Genomic DNA, 16,179 nt, shown 5'->3' with positions numbered 1-16,179 from the left:
AGCGCGCGTATCGAGATCCACCCCGCCCGCACCCCCGGCCGCCCGCCGCCGCCCGCCCCCGCCCGGATGGTTGACTGGCCCCATGGAGATCGTTCTCGGAGTCGTCGGCCTGCTCGGCGGCCTCATCGTCGCGGCCGCCGCCGTGGTCGCCGTCGTCATCGGCCGGCGCCGCGCGAAGCCGGCCTCGCTGGTCGACATCGACGTGCGCCTGTCGCACGCGGGCGACGACTGGTGGCGGGTCACCGCGACGGTCCGCAACCTCGGCCGCAGCGACCTCCCCCCGACGACCTTCGTCGCCGACCGCCCGATCTCCTTCACCCTCGCCGGCTCCTCCTCGACCGAGTGGTACGGCGCCCCGCCGCAGACCCCGGAGTGGTCGATCGACCCGTCCGGCTCCCTGCTGCTCGCGCCCGTCCTCCTCCCCCGCGGCGTCCCCGTGAGCGCGACGGCCGTCGTCCGCGGTCGCCCGGAGGTCCGCATCGACGCGCCGCTGCGCTACATCCCGGTCCGCGAGAACGTGGTCGAGACGACGGGGGCGGCGCCCGCCTGGGGCGAGCCCGCGACCGCCTCCGCCACTGCCTCTTCCTCCACCCCGCCCGCTCCGCAGCGCCTCGTCGACGCCCCCCTCGAGCCGCGCCCCGAGCGCGAGAGCGTGCTCCGCGGCGGCTTCGGCATGTGGTCGGCGATGGCGGCGGGAGGGCTCGGCGCCGTCTTCATCGGCGTCGGCATCGCTCTGTCGCTGGCCGGCCTGAACTCGACGCCCCTCGGCTCCGCCGGCGTCGTGCTGATCGGCGCCGGCCTGACCGGCCTCGTCGGCACCCTCGTCGTCCGTCTGCTCCGCCGCTGGCTCGAGCCGCCGGCGCTCTGGCGCACCCCGCGCCAGCGCCTGCGCCGCCCCGGCACGATCATCGTGCTCGTCCTCGCCTACGCGGGCCTGGCGCTGTTCTGCCTCGAGTTCCTGGTCGAGGACGTCAGCGGCGACACCACCTGGGTCGCGGGAGTCGCCGTGCTGCTGCTCCTCGCCGCGCTGCTGGGCACGGGCCTCGTCGGCTTCCTCCGCCTGGTCGTGCTGCTCGGCGTGCGGCGCGCCTCGCGGGGCGCGACGGCCTGAACCCCGCCCGCACCGAGCAGGGGCTTAGGCGCGCGGCGGGGCCGTCGACTCGCGGACGACGAGGCTGGTGGCCAGCTCGATGCGGTGCGAGAGGGGCGGGATGCCGTCGTGCATCCGGACGAGGGTCTCGAGGCCGAGGCGGCCGAGGTCGTGCATGGGCGTGTGCACGGTCGAGAGGAGCACGGCGGTCGGCAGCGCGGCGAAGGTGTCGTCGTAGCCCATCACGCTCAGGTCCTCGGGGACGCGCAGGCCGGCTGCGATCGCGGCGCGGATCGTCTGCAGGCCGTCGATGTCGTTGGTCGCGACGACGGCGGTCGGCGGATCGTCCAGAGCCAGGAGCGCACGGACGACATGCTCGGCCGACCCCATGCCCTGCTCGGAGACGAGGGCCGGGTCCTCCGGCAGGCCGGCCGCGGCGAGCGCCTCGCGGTAGCCGCCGTAGCGGGCGCGCAGCCCCGGATTGCGGGCGTCGCCGCCGACGAAGGCGATCCTCCGATGGCCGAGCGAGACGAGGTGCTCGGTGGACTGCTGCCCGCCCACCCAGTGGTTCGAGCCGACGCTGACCACGGACGGGTCGAGCGGGTTCGGTGCATCGACGGCGACGAGCGGCAGCCCTGCCTCGGCAGCGGCCGACACGATCTCGGCGTCGATCGCGGTGGTGACGGCGAGGATCCCGAGGTGCCCCTTCGCCGCGACGGAGCGGACGAACGCGGCGTCGAAGCGGAGCGACTCGTCGGCGGAGCCGCTCGGCGCGAGGACGCCGGTCGTGACGTCGACGCGCTCGCTCTGCGCACCTCCGACGACGCCCTCGAGGACGCGCAGCGAGTAGACGCTGAGCAGGGTGTCGAAGACGACGGTGACGCCGCCGCCGACCCGGGGCGCCCGGGTGCTCGGGCTGTAGCCGAGTTCGCGGAGGGACTGCTCGACCCGCGCGCGCGTCGCGGCGGACGCGCCGGGCCGGCCGTTGAGGACCTTCGACGCGGTCGCCTTCGAGACGCCGGCGTGCGCCGCGACGACGTCCAGCGTGACGCGGGTGTCCGGCGTGCGGGCCACAGGCCCTCCTCTCAACGGTGCCCCGACCCTACCGAAACTGTTTCCTCCCCGCCCCCTGACCTGGTGCGCGCCCCTTCCCCCGCCGCGAGATGCCACTTGCGTACGCGACACGCCGACAGAAGCGTGCACAAGTGGCATCTCGTGGAGGGGAGGGAGGACTCGGGGCGTCATATCGATTCGACCGGCAGAGGTCGCGCTGGTTGGATACCGAGTATGAGTAGGGATGTCGTCGTCGTCGGGGCCGGGCTCTTCGGGGCCGCCACCGCGCTGCACCTCGCGCGCGGGGGCGCCCGGGTCACGCTGGTCGAGTCGGGGGACGCGGCGCGCGGCACCACGGCGGCCGGCGCGGGCTTCGTCGGCCTGTGGGCCGCGGGCTACGCCTGGTACTGGAACGAGTCCGAGCGCGACCTCGAGCAGTACGGCCTCGACTTCTACCGCGCCCTCGCCCTCGATCCGGACCGCGGCGGCGTCGACATCCTCCTCCGCGAGACCGGCAGCGCCTGGCTTGCCGTCACCGAGGAGGGCGTCCGCGACCACCTCGGCCCGCTCGCCGAGCACCCGCTGCGCCCGGAGGGCTCCCGCGAGCTCTCGCCGCAGGAGGCCGCCGAGCTCGTCCCCGGCCTCGACGCGGAGGCGGTCACCGGCGGCTTCCTCCAGCCCGACGGCATCCAGATCAGCGCCCCCGACGCCGCGCTCGCCCTGGTCGCCGCGGCCCGCGCGGCCGGAGTCGAGATCGTCGAGCACGCGCTCGTCACCGAGGTCCTCGCGACCGACGGCCGCGCGAGCGGCGTCCGCACCGCCGACGGCCGCACCTTCTCCGGCGACAGCGTCGTGCTCGCCGCGGGCTCCTGGACGAACGAGCTGCTCGCCCCGCTCGGCCGCCGCCTGCCGCTGGCCCGCGTCGTCGCGAGCCGCCTCACCACGGCGCCCTTCGGCCTCCCGCACCTGCCGACGCTGATGCTGCCCGAGCTCGGCGGCCTCTGGGTCCGCGAGCACCTCGGCGGCCTCACCTACGGCAACGGTGTCGGCTACGAGCCGCTCGGCGAGTCCGCCGCCGACCGCCGACCACAGCGCACCGAGCTGGTCGAGGCGATGGACGCGCACCTCGCCCCGCTGATCGCCCGCCTGATCCCCGCCTCCGCCGACGCGCTGCACGAGACCGAGTGGACGCAGGGCGTCGTCTCCTACACCGCCGACCGCCGCTTCCTGGCCGGCCCCGTCCCCGAGCTGCCCGGGCTGTTCGTCGCCGCGGGCGACAACGAGTCCGGAGTGACGCACGGACCCGGTCTCGGCCGTCTCGTCGCCGAGCTGGTCCTCCACGGCCGCACGACCCTCGGCGACGCCGAGCGCTACGCCCCGGCCCGCTTCGCCGCTCAGCAGTTCCCCGACGAGGCCGCCGTGCGCGCGGCGATGCCGGCCCGGCGCCTGGTCGACGCGGTGACCGCCCGATGACAGGCCGCGACGTCGTCGTCGTCGGCGCGGGCCTCGTCGGCGCCGCCGCCGCGCGCTCCCTCGCCGAGCGCGGCGACCGCGTCCTGCTGTTCGAGCGCTTCGAGCGCGGGCACGACCGCGGCTCCTCGCACGGCGAGACCCGCATCTTCCGCCGCGGCTACGCGGAGGACGACTACCGAGCGCTGACCGGACGGGCGGCCGCCGAGTGGGCGCGGCTCGAGCGGGAGTCGGGCCGGAGCCTCTTCACCGCGACCGGCGCGATCGACCACGGCGACGCCGCCGCCCTGCTCGCGATCGAGGAGGCCTTCGCCCGCGACGGCATCCCCTGCGAGCGCCTCGACGCGGCCGAGGCCGCCGCGCGCTGGCCCGGCCTGCGCTTCGAGACCGACGTGCTGCTGCACCCGGAGGGCGGACGGCTCGACGCGGCCGCCGCGATCGAGGCGCTGCTCGGCTCCGCGGAGTCGCACGGCGCCGTCGTCCGGGCGAGCACCGGCGTCCGGGCGATCGAGGAGCGCGAGGGCGGCGTCCGGGTCGTCACCGACGAGGGTCCGCTGCTCGCCGACGCGATCGTCGTCGCCGGCGGCTCCTGGACGCCGGAACTCGTCGGCGGGCTGGTCGCCGCGGCCGGCCGCTCCCTCCCGCCGCTGCGGATCACGCAGGAGCAGCCCGCGCACTTCACGACGGACCTACCGCTCGACGCCTGGCCGAGCTTCGTGCACCACCGCGGCGACGAGCCGACGATCTACGGCCTGGCGACCCCGGGCGTCGGCGTGAAGGTCGGCGAGCACGGCACCGGCCGCGTCGTCGATCCGGATCACCGCGACTTCCGCGCGGAGCCCGAGCGGCTCGCCCGGCTCGTCGAGTACGTCGCCGACTGGCTGCCGGGCGTCGATGCGGCGAGCGCCGACCCGATCTCCTGCCTCTACGACATCACGCCGACCGAGGACTTCGTGCTCGACCGCGTCGGCCGCGTCACCCTCGCGACCGGCTTCTCCGGCCACGGCTTCAAGTTCGGGCCCGTGCTCGGCGAGCTGCTGGCCGATCTGGTCGACGGCGCCGATGCGCTCGACCGCTTCCGGCTCGCGACCCTCTAGATCTCCACCACTCCCCCGCACCACGGACGAAAGCAGCAGCATGCAGACACTCCGCGCCCTCGGCGCCCTCGCCGCCCTCGGCACCGCCGTCGCCCTCGCCGGCTGCACCGCCCCCGGCGCCACTACCGGCGACTCCGCCTCGGGCGAGCGCCTCGTGATCGGGACGACCGACTCGATCGTCTCGCTCGACCCGGCCGGCGCCTGGGACCGGGGCAGCTTCACGCCGCAGAACCAGATCTACCAGCACCTCCTGAGCTACGCGGACGGCTCGACCACGCCCGTCCCCGAGGCCGCCGAGGAGTGCGGCTTCGACGACGCGACGACCTACCGCTGCTCGATCGCGCCCGGCCTGACCTTCTCCAACGGCGACGAGCTGACCGCGTCGGACGTCGTCTTCTCGTTCCAGCGCGTCGTCGACATCGCCGCGGACAACGGCCCGTCGCCGCTGCTCGCGAACATGGAGTCGGTCGCGCAGGACGGCGACGACGTCGTCTTCACCCTCGCGGTGCCGAACGACCAGACCTGGCCGTACGTGCTCTCGAGCATGGCCGGACCGATCGTGGACGAGGAGGTCTTCCCCGCCGACGCGCTGCTCGACGACGCCGACGTGATCGGCTCCGGGCCCTACTCCGTGCAGAACTACGAGGCCGGCGGACTGCTGCAGCTCGCCGCGAACGAGTCGACCTCGAGCCCCGCGCCGAAGACCGCCGACGTCGTGCTGCGGCCGTACACGTCGTCGACGAACCTGCGCCTCGACGTGGAGAACGGCGCCGTGGACGTGGCCTACCGCTCGCTCACCGCGACCGACGTCGAGGACCTGCGCGGCAACGCGGACCTGCAGGTCGTCGACGGTCCCGGCGGCTCGGTGCGCTTCCTCACCTTCAACGTGAACACCCAGCCCGGCGGCACTCCCGAGCAGAAGCTCGCGATCCGCCAGGCCGTCGCCTCGCTGGTCGACCGCGACGAGCTGTCGGAGCAGGTCTACCGCGGCACCTACACGCCCGCCTACTCCGTGGTCCTCGACGGGCAGACCGGCGCGACGCAGGCCTTCGCCGACGCGTACGGCACGACCCCCGACGCGGACGCCGCCGCCGCGATCCTCAGCGCCGCCGGCGTCTCGACCCCGGTGACCCTGCCGCTGCAGTACACCTCCGACCACTACGGCCCCGACTCCGACCAGGAGTACGCGCTGATCAAGTCGCAGCTGGAGTCGTCGGGCCTGTTCACGGTCGACCTGCAGTCGACCGAGTGGACCAGCTACGTGAAGCAGCTCTCGCCGGACGCCGGCTACCCGGCCTACCAGCTCGGCTTCTTCCCGGACTACCCGGACCCGGACAACTTCCTCCGCTCGGCCTACTCGACCACCGGCGCCTCGGTCGCGAACGGCTACTCGAACCCGGCCGTCGACGCCCTGATCGACACCGAGGCGACCGCGACCGGCCCCGCCGCACGCGCCACCGCGATCGAGCAGATCCAGGCGCAGACCGCGACGGACGCGCCGATCATCCCGCTGCTCCAGGGCCGCGAGACCGTCGTCGCCGCCTCGGGTGTCACCGGCATCGAGGACACCCTCGACGCGACGTACCTCTTCCGCTTCGGAGCCCTCGCGAAGTAGCAGCGAAGCGGCTTCGCGTCTCAGTGGTGGGCGAAAGGACGCGGCTGCACCGCGACATGCTGGTCGAGTAGCCGCGCAGCGGCACTGCATGCTGGTCGAGCAGCCGCGAAGCGACCACCGCATGCTGGTCGAGCAGCCGCGAAGCGACCACCGCATGCTGGTCGAGCAGCCGCGAAGCGACCACCGCATGCTGGTCGAGTAGCCGCGAAGCGACCACCGCATGCTGGTCGAGTAGCCGCGAAGCGGCGTATCGAGACCCACGCTCCATCCAACAGTGGATCTCGATACGCGCCCTTCGGGCGCTACTCGATCAGCATGCCGCGGGCATCCCCGTCCATGCGGCGCGACCTCAGAGGAGCGCGCCGACCCGCGCATGCTGGTCGAGTAGCCGCGCAGCGGCGTATCGAGACCCCGCGCCGTCAGCGCTCGACGAGCTCGCCCTCGACCCAGCCGTCGGGGGCGTCCTCACTGTCCGCGGACGCGGGCCGCACCCGGCGGTGCTGCGCCGCCGCGACGGCGAGCACCACCAGCAGCCCGAGCGCCGCGGTCGCCAGGGGGCCCGCCGCCTGCGCCAGCGCCGACCGCCAGACGATCTCGATCGGGGCGGTCAGTGAGTCGCCCTGCCACTGGTTCGGCAGCACGAGGATGATCGCCGGGATCGCCAGCAGAGCTGCCCACAGGACGAGATCGAGGAGGACGGCGCCCATCCACCAGACGCGAGCACCGCTCACGCGCGGGACCGCCGCACGGCCTGCAGCACGACCGCGGCGGCGAGCGCGAGGAGGCCGACGGTGAGAGCGGGCGACGCCACGAATCCGAGCAGCATCCGCAGGTACTGCTCGGGTTCCAGCCGCTCGTAGACGACGTTGTTCGTGTACGACGCGAGCGTCGACCACCACAGGGCTGCGAGGCCGAGCGGGATCAGCACGAGACCCGCGACGGCGAGCGTCAGCGGCACCCGGCGCCCGAGCGGACGGACGACCGCCGGCGCCGCGGGCGGCGGCTCCTCCGCGACGGGCCGGTCCTCGGCGGCCTCGACGTCAGCGGGATCCGGCACGAACGAGAGGCCGGCGAACGGCGACTCCGGCTCGGCCGACTCCACGCGCGGACTCGGATCCGCCCGCGGCACCCGCCCGCCCGCCCGCCTCGGACGCCGGTACGCCTCCTCCTCACGGCGGCGCACCTCCGGCGCCGGCCCCTGGTACCCGCGCTGGTAGGCGGCGTGGAACCGCGGATCCGTTCTGCTGCTGTCGGCCATGACCGCCCCCGCCTCGTGCACTCGGAGTCTCATCCTGTCGCACGGCCCGCGGCGGAGCGAGGCGCGGCGTCAGGAGCGGCGGCCGGCGCCTCCCGCGGGCAGCGACTCGACGAGGACGCCCTCGCCGAGCTCGAGGTCCTCGTCCTCCGGTCCCTCGTCCTCCGCGGCGGCCCTGCCCCGGCCGGCGCGCACGAGTCCGAGCGCCAGAGTCGCCGCGGTCATCGCGAAGGTCGCGGTGCCGAGTGCCGTCGCGACCGGCCACAGCAGACTCGCGACGATCGCGGCCAGCGGAACCTCGTCGCCGTCGGTGTAGCTCCAGTTGTCCGGTTGCACCGCCGAGACCCAGCAGGCCCCCAGCGCCAGCGCCCAGAGCAGGGCGGTGTAGCCCAGCAGCAGGCCCCACCAGCCCCCTCGCCCGGTCATGAGCGCGCCGCCCGCACGGCGATCGCCGCGCCGATCGAGAGCAGGCCGATCGTGACGGCCGGGCCGGCGAGATAGTTGGTGACCGCGCTGACGAACCGGTCGAGTTCGCTCGGCTGAGCGCCATAGCCCCCGTACATCGCCGAGGTGGCGGACCAGAGCAGTCCCACCCCGCACACCAGGAACAGCGCGCCCAGCACGGCGAGCGCGAGCGGGACGCGCCGATCGAGCGCGGAGGGCCGGAGCGCCGCAGCCGCCGCTGTCTCCGTGTCGACCCCGCCCACCGGAGCCTGCGCGCCGTCCGTCTCGACGTCGCCGGCGTTCGGCAGCGCCGCAGCGGCGGGCATCGGCGACGGTTCGGGCGCCGGCGCGGGCCTCGGGCGCCGCGGACGGATCGGCCCGGGCTCCTCCGACCTCGTCGAGCGGCGCAGCTCGGCCGCCTCGGCTCCGCGCGGGCGGCGGAACCGCTCCTCCGCGGGCGTCGCGGAGACGCTCGGCGCCCCCTGCCCCCGGTACCCGCGCTGGTAGGCGGGATGGAACCGCGGATCCGTCCGGGTGCTGTCGGTCATGAAGTCCCCCACTCCGTGCGCGAGTCCCCATCCTGTCGCAGACCCGCGACGAACGGCGAGCGGGGCGCTCAGCGCGCGGAGGCGACGCTCGCGCGGCTCGGCAGGCTCACGCAGCCGGCGCCGACGAGCAGCAGGGCGATCATCACCGCGGTCAGCGCGCCCCAGCCGCCCGCCTCGACGACGAAGCCGAGCAGCCAGCCGCCGACGCCCGAGCCCACGTAGAAGGCGATCGTGTAGACGGCGCCGGCGTGGCCGCGGAGGGCGGGGGCCGCCCGCGCGCCGGTCCAGGCCGCGCCGGTGGCGTGCACGGCGAAGAAGCCGGCCGAGAAGAGGACGAGCCCGATGACGACGACCACGATCAGCTCGGAGAGCATCACGAGCAGGCCGAGGATCATCGCGGCGACGCCGATCCGCATCACGACCCGCGGGCCCAGGCGCGGCGCCCAGACACCGGCGAGCCGGGAGGTCGCGGTGCCGGCGAGATAGGTGAGGAAGAGGAGCGAGACGAGCGCCGGCGGCAGCGCGAACGGCGCGGCCTCGAGCCGGAACGCCAGGTAGTTGTACACCGCGACGAACACGCCGACGACGAAGAACGTCTGCGCCGCGACCGCGAGCAGGACGGGATCGCGGAGGACCTGCGCGATCTTCCCGCGCCAGCCGCCCTCGCCCCGCGGCGCCCGCGCGACACCGCCCCGGGGAGCGAGCAGGACGAACGCGACCGCCGCGAGCGCGCAGACGATCGTGACCGCGAGCAGGGCACCCCGCCAGCCGACCACCGCGGCGAGAGGACCGGCGAGCAGCCGCCCGGCGGCCCCGCCCAGCGTCGTCCCGGAGACGTAGGCCGCGGCGGCGGCGGTCGCGCCCGCCCCGCCCACCCGGTCGTGGATCGCCGCCACGGCGAGCGCCGGCACCGCGCCGAGCGCCGCTCCGCTGAGGAAGCGCAGCACGAGCAGCACCTCGAAGGACGGTGCGACGCAGGCGAGCAGGGCGAGCACCACGGAGGAGAGGACCGCGATCCGCATCGACTCCAGCCGTCCGATCCGCTCGGCGATCGACGCCCAGGGCAGCACCATCAGCGCGAGCCCGACGGTCGCCGCTGAGACGGTCAGCGCGGCGTCCGAGGCGGAGATCCCCCACTCGCGGGAGAACTGCGGGAGCACGCCCTGCACGGCGTAGAGCTCGGCGAAGGTCGCGAGCCCGGCGGCGAGGAGGGCGATCGTCAGCCGGCGCTGCGAGACGGGAGGAGCGTCGACGGCTGGGCGGACGCTGGTGCTCATCCTCCGAGGCTAGAACCGCGGCGAACGCATGACCAATGCCTTTCGCGCGCTGACCTATACGCTGAAGGCATGGATGAGCCCGCGATCCTCCGGCTGCTGCCGATGCTCGTCGCCGTCGCGCAGACCGGGAGCGTCACCGCTGCGGCGGCCGAGCTCGGCGTGCCGCAGCCCACCGCGAGCCGCTCGCTCGCGCGCCTGTCGGAGCTGGTCGGCGCTCCGCTGATCCGCCGTGAGGGCCGCGGTGTCGTGCTGACCGAGGCCGGCCGACGGCTCGCGGACGTCGCGCAGGACGGCCTGGCGCTGATCCGCGCGGGCCTGACCGAGGTGCAGCAGGCCCGCGACCTCGAGGACGGCCGCATCGCGATCGCCTTCCAGACCCTGCTCGGCGAGACGTTCGTGCCCGACGTGATCCGGCGCTTCCGCCGCCGCTGGCCCCGCGTCGGCTTCGGCCTCCGCCACGGCTCGCGCGCGCTGTGCCTCCGGACGGTCGCCGACGGCGAATCGGAGCTGGCGATCGTCGCCGACCCGCCGGAGCTGCCGGGCACCACCACGACCACCCTCTACACGGAGCCGCTGCTCGCCGTCGTCGACGACCGGCACCCGCTCGCCTCCCGCCGCTCCGTGACGGTCGAGGAGCTGCGCGGCCTCGACCTGATCATGCTCTCGCCCGGCTACGGCCTGCACGAGTCGGCCCGGCGACTGCTGTCCTTCGAGGGACGCGACCCCGAGCCGGCCTTCGAGGTCGGCGACTACCGCGCCGCGCGCGGACTGGCCGCGGCGGGACTCGGGCTGACGATCCTGCCGCCGAGCCCGTCGTCGATCGAGGACGGCGTGCGCGAGATCCCGATCGACGACCCGCGGGCCGTCCGCGAGATCGGCGTGCTCGTCCGCGACACCGGGAATCCGGTGGTGCCGGAGTTCGTCGAGGCCCTGCGCGCGGCGGCCGGAGCGCGCGCCCGGGTGCGCTGACGCGCGAGGACTCTTCTGTCAAGCACAGGCACACGGGGCTCCTGTGCAGGATGCTCGGAGAGGATCCACTTCCCCCCTCACCGCGCACCACCAGCAGCCAGGACGGTCCCGGTCATGATCCTTCTCCGCACCCACTCCAACCGCTGGATCGCCCGCGCCCGCCGCACCGGCGTCGTCCACGGCCTGATCACCTTCGCCGACGACCTGCCGCAGCCCGTCTTCCGCACGCTGCGCCTGGACGCCGCGACCGGCGAGCGCGTCCTGCTGCGCGACACCGACACCCTCGAGGTCGCCTTCGCCGTGTTGATCGCGGCCGTCGAGCGGGCGCGCCTGGCGGACGTCGCGGCACCGGCGGAGGACGACGTGGACTCTGCGGCGCAGACCCCTCTGGCGCCGGTCGCGGTCCTCGCCGAGCCCGACTCCTTCGAGCCGGACGAGCCCACCGACCCGCTGGAGGACGCCGTCGCGGCGTGACCCGCGCGACGAACCGCGCCGTTTTCTAAAACCTTCCGAACGATTTAGTCCGCATGGTTTTAGACTGAGGACATGAGCCACGACGACCACTCCGCACGTCTGAGCGAGCTGCTGCTCGACGCCGGGCTCAGCACGCGCATCACCGGCTTCCGCGAGCTGAGGATCACTACGCCGTCCGGCGCGGACCTGCACGTGCGCCTCGTGATCACCCCTCGGCCGCCCACCGCCTCGGAGATGCGCGACCAGGCGAAGCGGGCTACCGACGGCGCTGTGGCCGGATTCGTCGTGCCGCGAGCGAATGCGATCGCACGGCGACTCGCTCTCGACGACCCGAAGCTCGCGCTGTTCGGCACGGACGACGGCACGGTGATCCTGGGCAGGCAGGACCTGTCGTTCGCGACGGACGACCGACCCGCCGTTCCCTTGCGTGTGCCGTACGCGCGCTTCGCCCTCCTGCGCGCCCTGATCAGGACCCGCGAGCCACGCTCGCAGACGGAGCTCGCGGCGGAGTGCGGCGTCTCGCAGATGTCGATCTCGAAGCTGCTCCGCGCCGACCCGCTCCTCGCCGAGCGGACCGAGCACGGCTGGACCGCCCGCGACCCGCAGGCGCTCCTTCGGCACTTCCTCGCGGAGTACCCGGGCCCGGGCGGGCTCTCCCAGTACTGGTACTCCCTTCGGCCCGTGATCGCGCAGGGGGAGCGAGCCCTGACGACGGAGGTTCCAGCGCTGCTGTCCGGCGACTCCGCCGCCGATCGTCTCCAGCCGTGGAGAGTCCCGCGTCTGGCCGTCGTCTACGCCGACCGCGGACTCCCACTCGAGCCCGCTGACTTCACGGAGTCGGATTCGCGAGAGGGCACTCTCCTGGTCACCGTTCCGAGGGACCGGACGATCCGGGCGACGGCGACCGCGTGGTACCCGGACGGCCGCACCGTCGACCCGCTCATCGCCGCCTGGGATCTCCGCCGGAGCGGAGGTCCCGACGCCGACGAGGCCGCAGATCGCCTGCTGACGCGCGAGACACTCCGCTCACCTTCCGCACTCGAGTCCCGGGAGTCGAACGTGCCTTGATCGTGAAAGCCCTGTCCTACGAATCCCGCAGAAGCACGAACGACATGATCGACCTCTTCAACCTCCTGCAGGTCAGGCATTCGAACGAACCCGCCGAGATCGGAGGCCGGCGGATCGGAGACCGCGCAGACGCCGGAGCGCGACGGGACGCGGCGACCGCACTGCACCGACTCGCCGGCGCGCCGGGTCTCCGCCTGAGCCTCAGAGGGTCCGACGTCCCGCCTTCGGAGTTCAGCGCACTGCTCCGCAGGTACATCACGGCCGTGTGAGATCTCACCGGCGGACTCGCAGGGGGCCGACCCTCGACAGGTCGGCCCCCTTCGCACTCAGAGCGTCAGCGTGTGCGCGCCCGAGGCGAGCTCGCGGTCCTCGGTGCCGGCCGTGCGGACGACGGCGGTCGCACCCTCCGGGACGGTGACGGCCAGCTCGATCGCGTCGCCGCGGCGGTCCCAGCGGACGGAGGCGAGGCCGTGCGGGGTCTCGAGCGTGGACTCCGCCCAGTCGAGGTCGGTGCCGGGCTGCGGCGCGACCAGGAGGCGGGAGTAGCCGGGCTCCAGCGGCGCGAGGCCGCCGACGACGCGGTGCAGCCAGTCGGCGACCGCTCCGAGCGCGTAGTGGTTGAAGCTCGTCATCTCGCCCGGGTTGATGGTGCCGTCGGGCAGCATCGAGTCCCAGCGCTCCCAGACGGTCGTCGCGCCCATCGTCACCGGGTACAGCCACGACGGGCACTCGCGCTGCAGCAGCAGGCGGTACGCGGCGTCGATGTGCCCGGTCGAGGAGAGCGCGTCGGTGATGAAGGGCGTGCCCGCGAAGCCCGTCGAGATCGTGTAGCCGCTCTCGGCGACCAGCTCGGCGAGGCGGTCGCCCGCCCAGCCGAGCTCGTCGTCGTCGAGCAGGCCGAAGACGATCGCGAGGGAGTAGACGGTGGTGCAGTCGCTGAAGACGCGCTGGTCCGCGACGTACTTCGCGCGGAAGGCCTCGCGCAGCTGCGCCGCCATCGCGGTGAACTCCTGGGCGTCCTCGGTGCGGCCGAGCACGGCGGCGCTCTCGGCGACGATGCGCGCGGTGCGGTAGGCGCAGGCCGTGGCGACGACGCCGGTGTCGGCCTTCGCGTCGGCCGGCTTGTCGGGCGCCGCGTCGGGGTCGAGCCAGTCGCCGAACTGGAAGCCGGTGTCCCAGACCCCCGAGTCGGAGAGCTTCGAGCGCACCCGGCGGGCGTGCGAGGCCATCGACGCGAACGACTCCTCGAGCACCGTCGGGTCTCCGTACGCCTCCCAGACCGCCCACGGCACCCAGGCCGCGGCGTCGCTCCACAGCGCGGTGGAGTCCATCGGAGGGAAGCTGGTCTCGGCCGCGCGGCGCTTCAGCACGTCCGGCACGACGAACGGGACGGCGCCGTCGTGGTGCGCCTGCTCGAGGGCGAGGTCGCGGAGCCAGTCGCGGAGGAAGTCCTCGGCGTCGGCGAGGTAGACGGCGGTCGAGGCGAACGCGGCGATGTCGCCGGTCCAGCCGAGACGCTCGTCGCGCTGCGGGCAGTCGGTCGGCACGTCGAGGAAGTTGCCGACCATGCCGCGGTAGACGTTGTCGTGCAGCTGGTTGACGAGGTCGTCGGAGCTGCGGAAGGTGCCGATCCGGCGCAGGTCGCTGGAGACGACGACCGCGGTGAGCGCGCCGTCGGCGATGTCCCCGGGCCAGCCCTCGACCTCGGCGTAGCGGAAGCCGTGGAAGGTGAGGGTCGGCTCGAAGACGTCCGCGCCGCCCGAGAGGGTGAAGCGGTCGGTGGCCTTCGCCTCGCGCAGCGGGCGCACGCCCAGCTCGTCGTCCTCGAGGACCTCGGCGTGGCGCAGCGTGACGACGCTCCCCTCCGGGCCGGTGACCTCGACGCGCAGCCAGCCGACGAGGTTCTCACCGAAGTCGACGAGGGTGCGGCCGGACGGGCTCGTCCAGATCTTCTGCGGCGCGACCTCGCGCAGGCGGCGCACCGGCGGCGCGATGTAGGGCTCGAGCTTCGAGAGGTCGACGTCGATCTCGCGGGTGGCGGTCCAGGCGGAGTCGTCGAAGCCGGCGCTCCTCCAGCCCTGCGGCTCGAGGCGGGCGTCGATGTCCTGGCCGTCGTAGATGCTGTCGGCGGTCGTCGATCCGGTCGCGGCGCGCCAGGAGTCGTCGGTCGCGACGACCTGCTCGGCGCCGTCCGCGAAGGTGATCCGCAGCTCGGCGAAGCCGGCGATCTCGGTGCCGTAGGGCTCGGCGCCCTCGCCCCAGGTCAGGCGGCCGCGGTACCAGCCGTCGCCGAGCGCGAGCGCGAGCACCACGGAGTCGCCGGAGATCAGGCTCGTGACGTCGTGCTCGGAGTAGCGCAGGCGCCACTCGTAGCTCGTCCAGCCGGGAGTGAAGAGCTCGTCCGAGACGGGCTCGCCGTCGATCCAGGCCTCGACGATCCCCAGCGCCGAGAGGCGGAGGGTCGCGGAGACGACGTCGCCGTGCCCGGTCTCGAGGGCGGTCTCGCGGCGGAGCAGCGGGGCGGCGTCCAGGGCGGCGGCGGGCGCCGTGAAGCGGGCGGTCCAGTCGGTCATCATCGTCCTTCTGTCAGGAGTGGTCGGGGTGGTCAGGAGTGGGCGGGGTCTCGGGAGTGGGTGGGGTCTGCGGTGAGTGCGGAGGTCCGGAGCGCGGCGGAGGAGTCGCGGGCGCGGAGCACCGGGTCGACCTCGAAGTGCACGGCCTCGGTCCGGCCGGCGATCCGCTCGAGCAGCAGCTCGACCGAGCGGGCGCCGAGGGTCTCGCCGTGCTGGTCGATGGTCGTCAGCGACACCCCGGGGTGGGCCGCGATCTCGATGTCGTCGTAGCCGACGATCGACAGCTCGGAGGCGTCGAGTCCGGCGTCGCTCCGGGCCCAGAGCGCGCCGAGCGCGAGCGAGTCGTTGCCCGCGAACAACGCGGTGGGCCGGTCCGGTGAGCGGAACAGCTCGAGCGAGCGGACCCGGGCGTCACTGCGGGCCGCGTCGACGTGCACGATGCGCGTCTCGCTCTCGAGGCCGGCCTCGCGCATCCGCTGCTCGTACCGGACGCGCCGGACGAAGTGCGGCGCCTCCGCGAGCCGGTGGGTGACCTGGCTGCTCTCGGTGAGGTGCACGATCCGGCGGTGCCCGAGCGCGAAGAGGTGGTCCATCAGGAGATCGGTTCCGGCGACGTCGTCGTTGGTGACGGTGTCGTAGCCGACGGAGGCGTCGTGCCGGCCGAGCATGACGATCGGGATCCGCGTCGACTGCCGCTCGAGCCAGGCGTGGCTGACCACGGGCGAGACGGCGATGAGCCCGTCGACCTGGCGGTCGACCAGCGCCTCGATAGCGCGCAGTCCGTCGTCGCCGAAGTCGCTCTGCACCGGCGCCACCACCAGCTGGTAGCGGGTCCCCTCCAGGGCGGTGCTCGCGCCGGTGACGATGCGGTTGAAGAAGGCGTTGTCGAGCGAGGGCACCTCGACGCCGAGGGTGAAGCTGGCGCCGCGCATCGCCCGCGCCGCGACGCTCGGCCGGTAGTCGAGCTCCTCGATCGCGGCGGTGACCCGCCCCCGCATCGAGGCGCTGACGCCGTAGGCGTTGCGGATGACCTTGGAGACCGCGGCGCGCGAGACGCCGGCGTGCAGCGCGACGTCCTGGATGGTCGCGGGGCCGGTGGGACCGGTCTCGATCGAGCTCATCATCGCCTCCTCGCGCTGTCGCTGCTGCCGTGCTGCCGTGCTGCGTTGCTGCCGTGCTGTGACGACGCCCCGATCGGGGCCTCCGCGAACGCCACTGTAACGGTTCATCCTCGATCGTGTAGATC

Annotated in this window: 15 protein-coding genes; 7 read left to right on the top strand and 8 right to left on the bottom strand. The window is 74.0% G+C overall.

The window, feature by feature from the left end; translation table 11 throughout:
* Nucleotides 1-82: 82 nt before the first annotated feature.
* Entirely contained in the window at nt 83-1,111 is a 1,029-nt protein-coding gene (locus EDF36_RS09160; protein ID WP_123732750.1) for a hypothetical protein, read from the top strand.
* A gap of 24 nt (nt 1,112-1,135) precedes the next feature.
* On the opposite strand, the gene EDF36_RS09155 is transcribed toward EDF36_RS09160, so the two are convergent.
* Nucleotides 1,136-2,164 carry a LacI family DNA-binding transcriptional regulator gene (locus tag EDF36_RS09155; protein WP_185020423.1) on the bottom strand — a complete coding sequence of 343 codons (1,029 nt, stop codon included), beginning with the start codon at nt 2,162-2,164 and terminating at the stop codon, nt 1,136-1,138.
* Nucleotides 2,165-2,377: 213 nt separating this feature from the next.
* Here EDF36_RS09155 and EDF36_RS09150 point away from each other — a divergent pair, with 213 nt between their 5' ends.
* From EDF36_RS09150 to EDF36_RS09140, 3 genes are read left to right on the top strand one after another with little or no spacing between them, the layout of a single operon-like run.
* On the top strand, nt 2,378-3,616 hold the full coding sequence (locus EDF36_RS09150; protein ID WP_123732748.1) for an FAD-binding oxidoreductase: 1,239 nt from the start codon (nt 2,378-2,380) through the stop codon (nt 3,614-3,616).
* Nucleotides 3,613-4,710, top strand: coding sequence for an FAD-dependent oxidoreductase (locus tag EDF36_RS09145; RefSeq protein WP_123732747.1), 1,098 nt, complete (start codon nt 3,613-3,615; stop codon nt 4,708-4,710). The genes EDF36_RS09150 and EDF36_RS09145 overlap by 4 nt, the downstream gene beginning before the upstream one ends.
* Before the next feature lie 40 nt (nt 4,711-4,750).
* Complete coding sequence (locus tag EDF36_RS09140; RefSeq protein ID WP_123732746.1) at nt 4,751-6,325, top strand: ABC transporter substrate-binding protein; 1,575 nt, start codon at nt 4,751-4,753, stop codon at nt 6,323-6,325.
* Between the two features lie 419 nt (nt 6,326-6,744).
* Here the strand turns inward: EDF36_RS09140 and EDF36_RS09135 are convergent, their stop codons facing one another.
* The 5 genes from EDF36_RS09135 to EDF36_RS09115 form a co-directional block, all read right to left on the bottom strand.
* A complete protein-coding gene (locus EDF36_RS09135) occupies nt 6,745-7,032 on the bottom strand; it encodes a hypothetical protein (RefSeq protein ID WP_123732745.1) in 288 nt (95 codons plus the stop codon).
* A 20-nt stretch (nt 7,033-7,052) separates the two neighbouring features.
* Complete coding sequence (locus tag EDF36_RS09130) at nt 7,053-7,583, bottom strand: hypothetical protein (RefSeq protein WP_148060006.1); 531 nt, start codon at nt 7,581-7,583, stop codon at nt 7,053-7,055.
* A gap of 69 nt (nt 7,584-7,652) precedes the next feature.
* Complete coding sequence (locus EDF36_RS09125) at nt 7,653-8,006, bottom strand: hypothetical protein (RefSeq protein WP_123732744.1); 354 nt, start codon at nt 8,004-8,006, stop codon at nt 7,653-7,655.
* The gene (locus tag EDF36_RS09120) at nt 8,003-8,572 is read right to left on the bottom strand and encodes a hypothetical protein (protein WP_148060005.1); all 570 of its coding nucleotides are present in this window, start codon (nt 8,570-8,572) and stop codon (nt 8,003-8,005) included. Before EDF36_RS09120 ends, EDF36_RS09125 begins: the two co-directional genes overlap by 4 nt.
* Nucleotides 8,573-8,640: 68 nt before the next feature.
* On the bottom strand, nt 8,641-9,849 hold the full coding sequence (locus EDF36_RS09115; protein ID WP_123732742.1) for an MFS transporter: 1,209 nt from the start codon (nt 9,847-9,849) through the stop codon (nt 8,641-8,643).
* A gap of 69 nt (nt 9,850-9,918) precedes the next feature.
* On the opposite strand from EDF36_RS09115, the gene EDF36_RS09110 reads away from it, so the two are divergent.
* The 3 genes from EDF36_RS09110 (at nt 9,919) to EDF36_RS09100 (ending at nt 12,360) form a co-directional block, all read left to right on the top strand.
* Complete coding sequence (locus EDF36_RS09110; RefSeq protein ID WP_123732741.1) at nt 9,919-10,818, top strand: LysR family transcriptional regulator; 900 nt, start codon at nt 9,919-9,921, stop codon at nt 10,816-10,818.
* Nucleotides 10,819-10,932: 114 nt separating this feature from the next.
* A complete protein-coding gene (locus EDF36_RS09105; protein WP_123732740.1) occupies nt 10,933-11,292 on the top strand; it encodes a hypothetical protein in 360 nt (119 codons plus the stop codon).
* A 72-nt stretch (nt 11,293-11,364) separates the two neighbouring features.
* Entirely contained in the window at nt 11,365-12,360 is a 996-nt protein-coding gene (locus EDF36_RS09100; protein WP_123732739.1) for a hypothetical protein, read from the top strand.
* Between the two features lie 326 nt (nt 12,361-12,686).
* Here EDF36_RS09100 and EDF36_RS09090 read toward each other — a convergent pair whose 3' ends face one another.
* Nucleotides 12,687-14,933, bottom strand: a complete 2,247-nt coding sequence (locus EDF36_RS09090; RefSeq protein WP_221181629.1) for an alpha-L-rhamnosidase — start codon at nt 14,931-14,933, stop codon at nt 12,687-12,689.
* Between the two features lie 32 nt (nt 14,934-14,965).
* The gene (locus EDF36_RS09085) at nt 14,966-16,054 is read right to left on the bottom strand and encodes a LacI family DNA-binding transcriptional regulator (RefSeq protein WP_123732886.1); all 1,089 of its coding nucleotides are present in this window, start codon (nt 16,052-16,054) and stop codon (nt 14,966-14,968) included.
* Between the last annotated feature and the right edge of the window lie 125 nt (nt 16,055-16,179).

It is taken from the genome of Rathayibacter sp. PhB152 (assembly GCF_003751395.1).
GTDB classification, from domain to species: domain Bacteria; phylum Actinomycetota; class Actinomycetes; order Actinomycetales; family Microbacteriaceae; genus Rathayibacter; species Rathayibacter festucae.
This window is presented reverse-complemented; position numbering and strand designations above follow the sequence as displayed.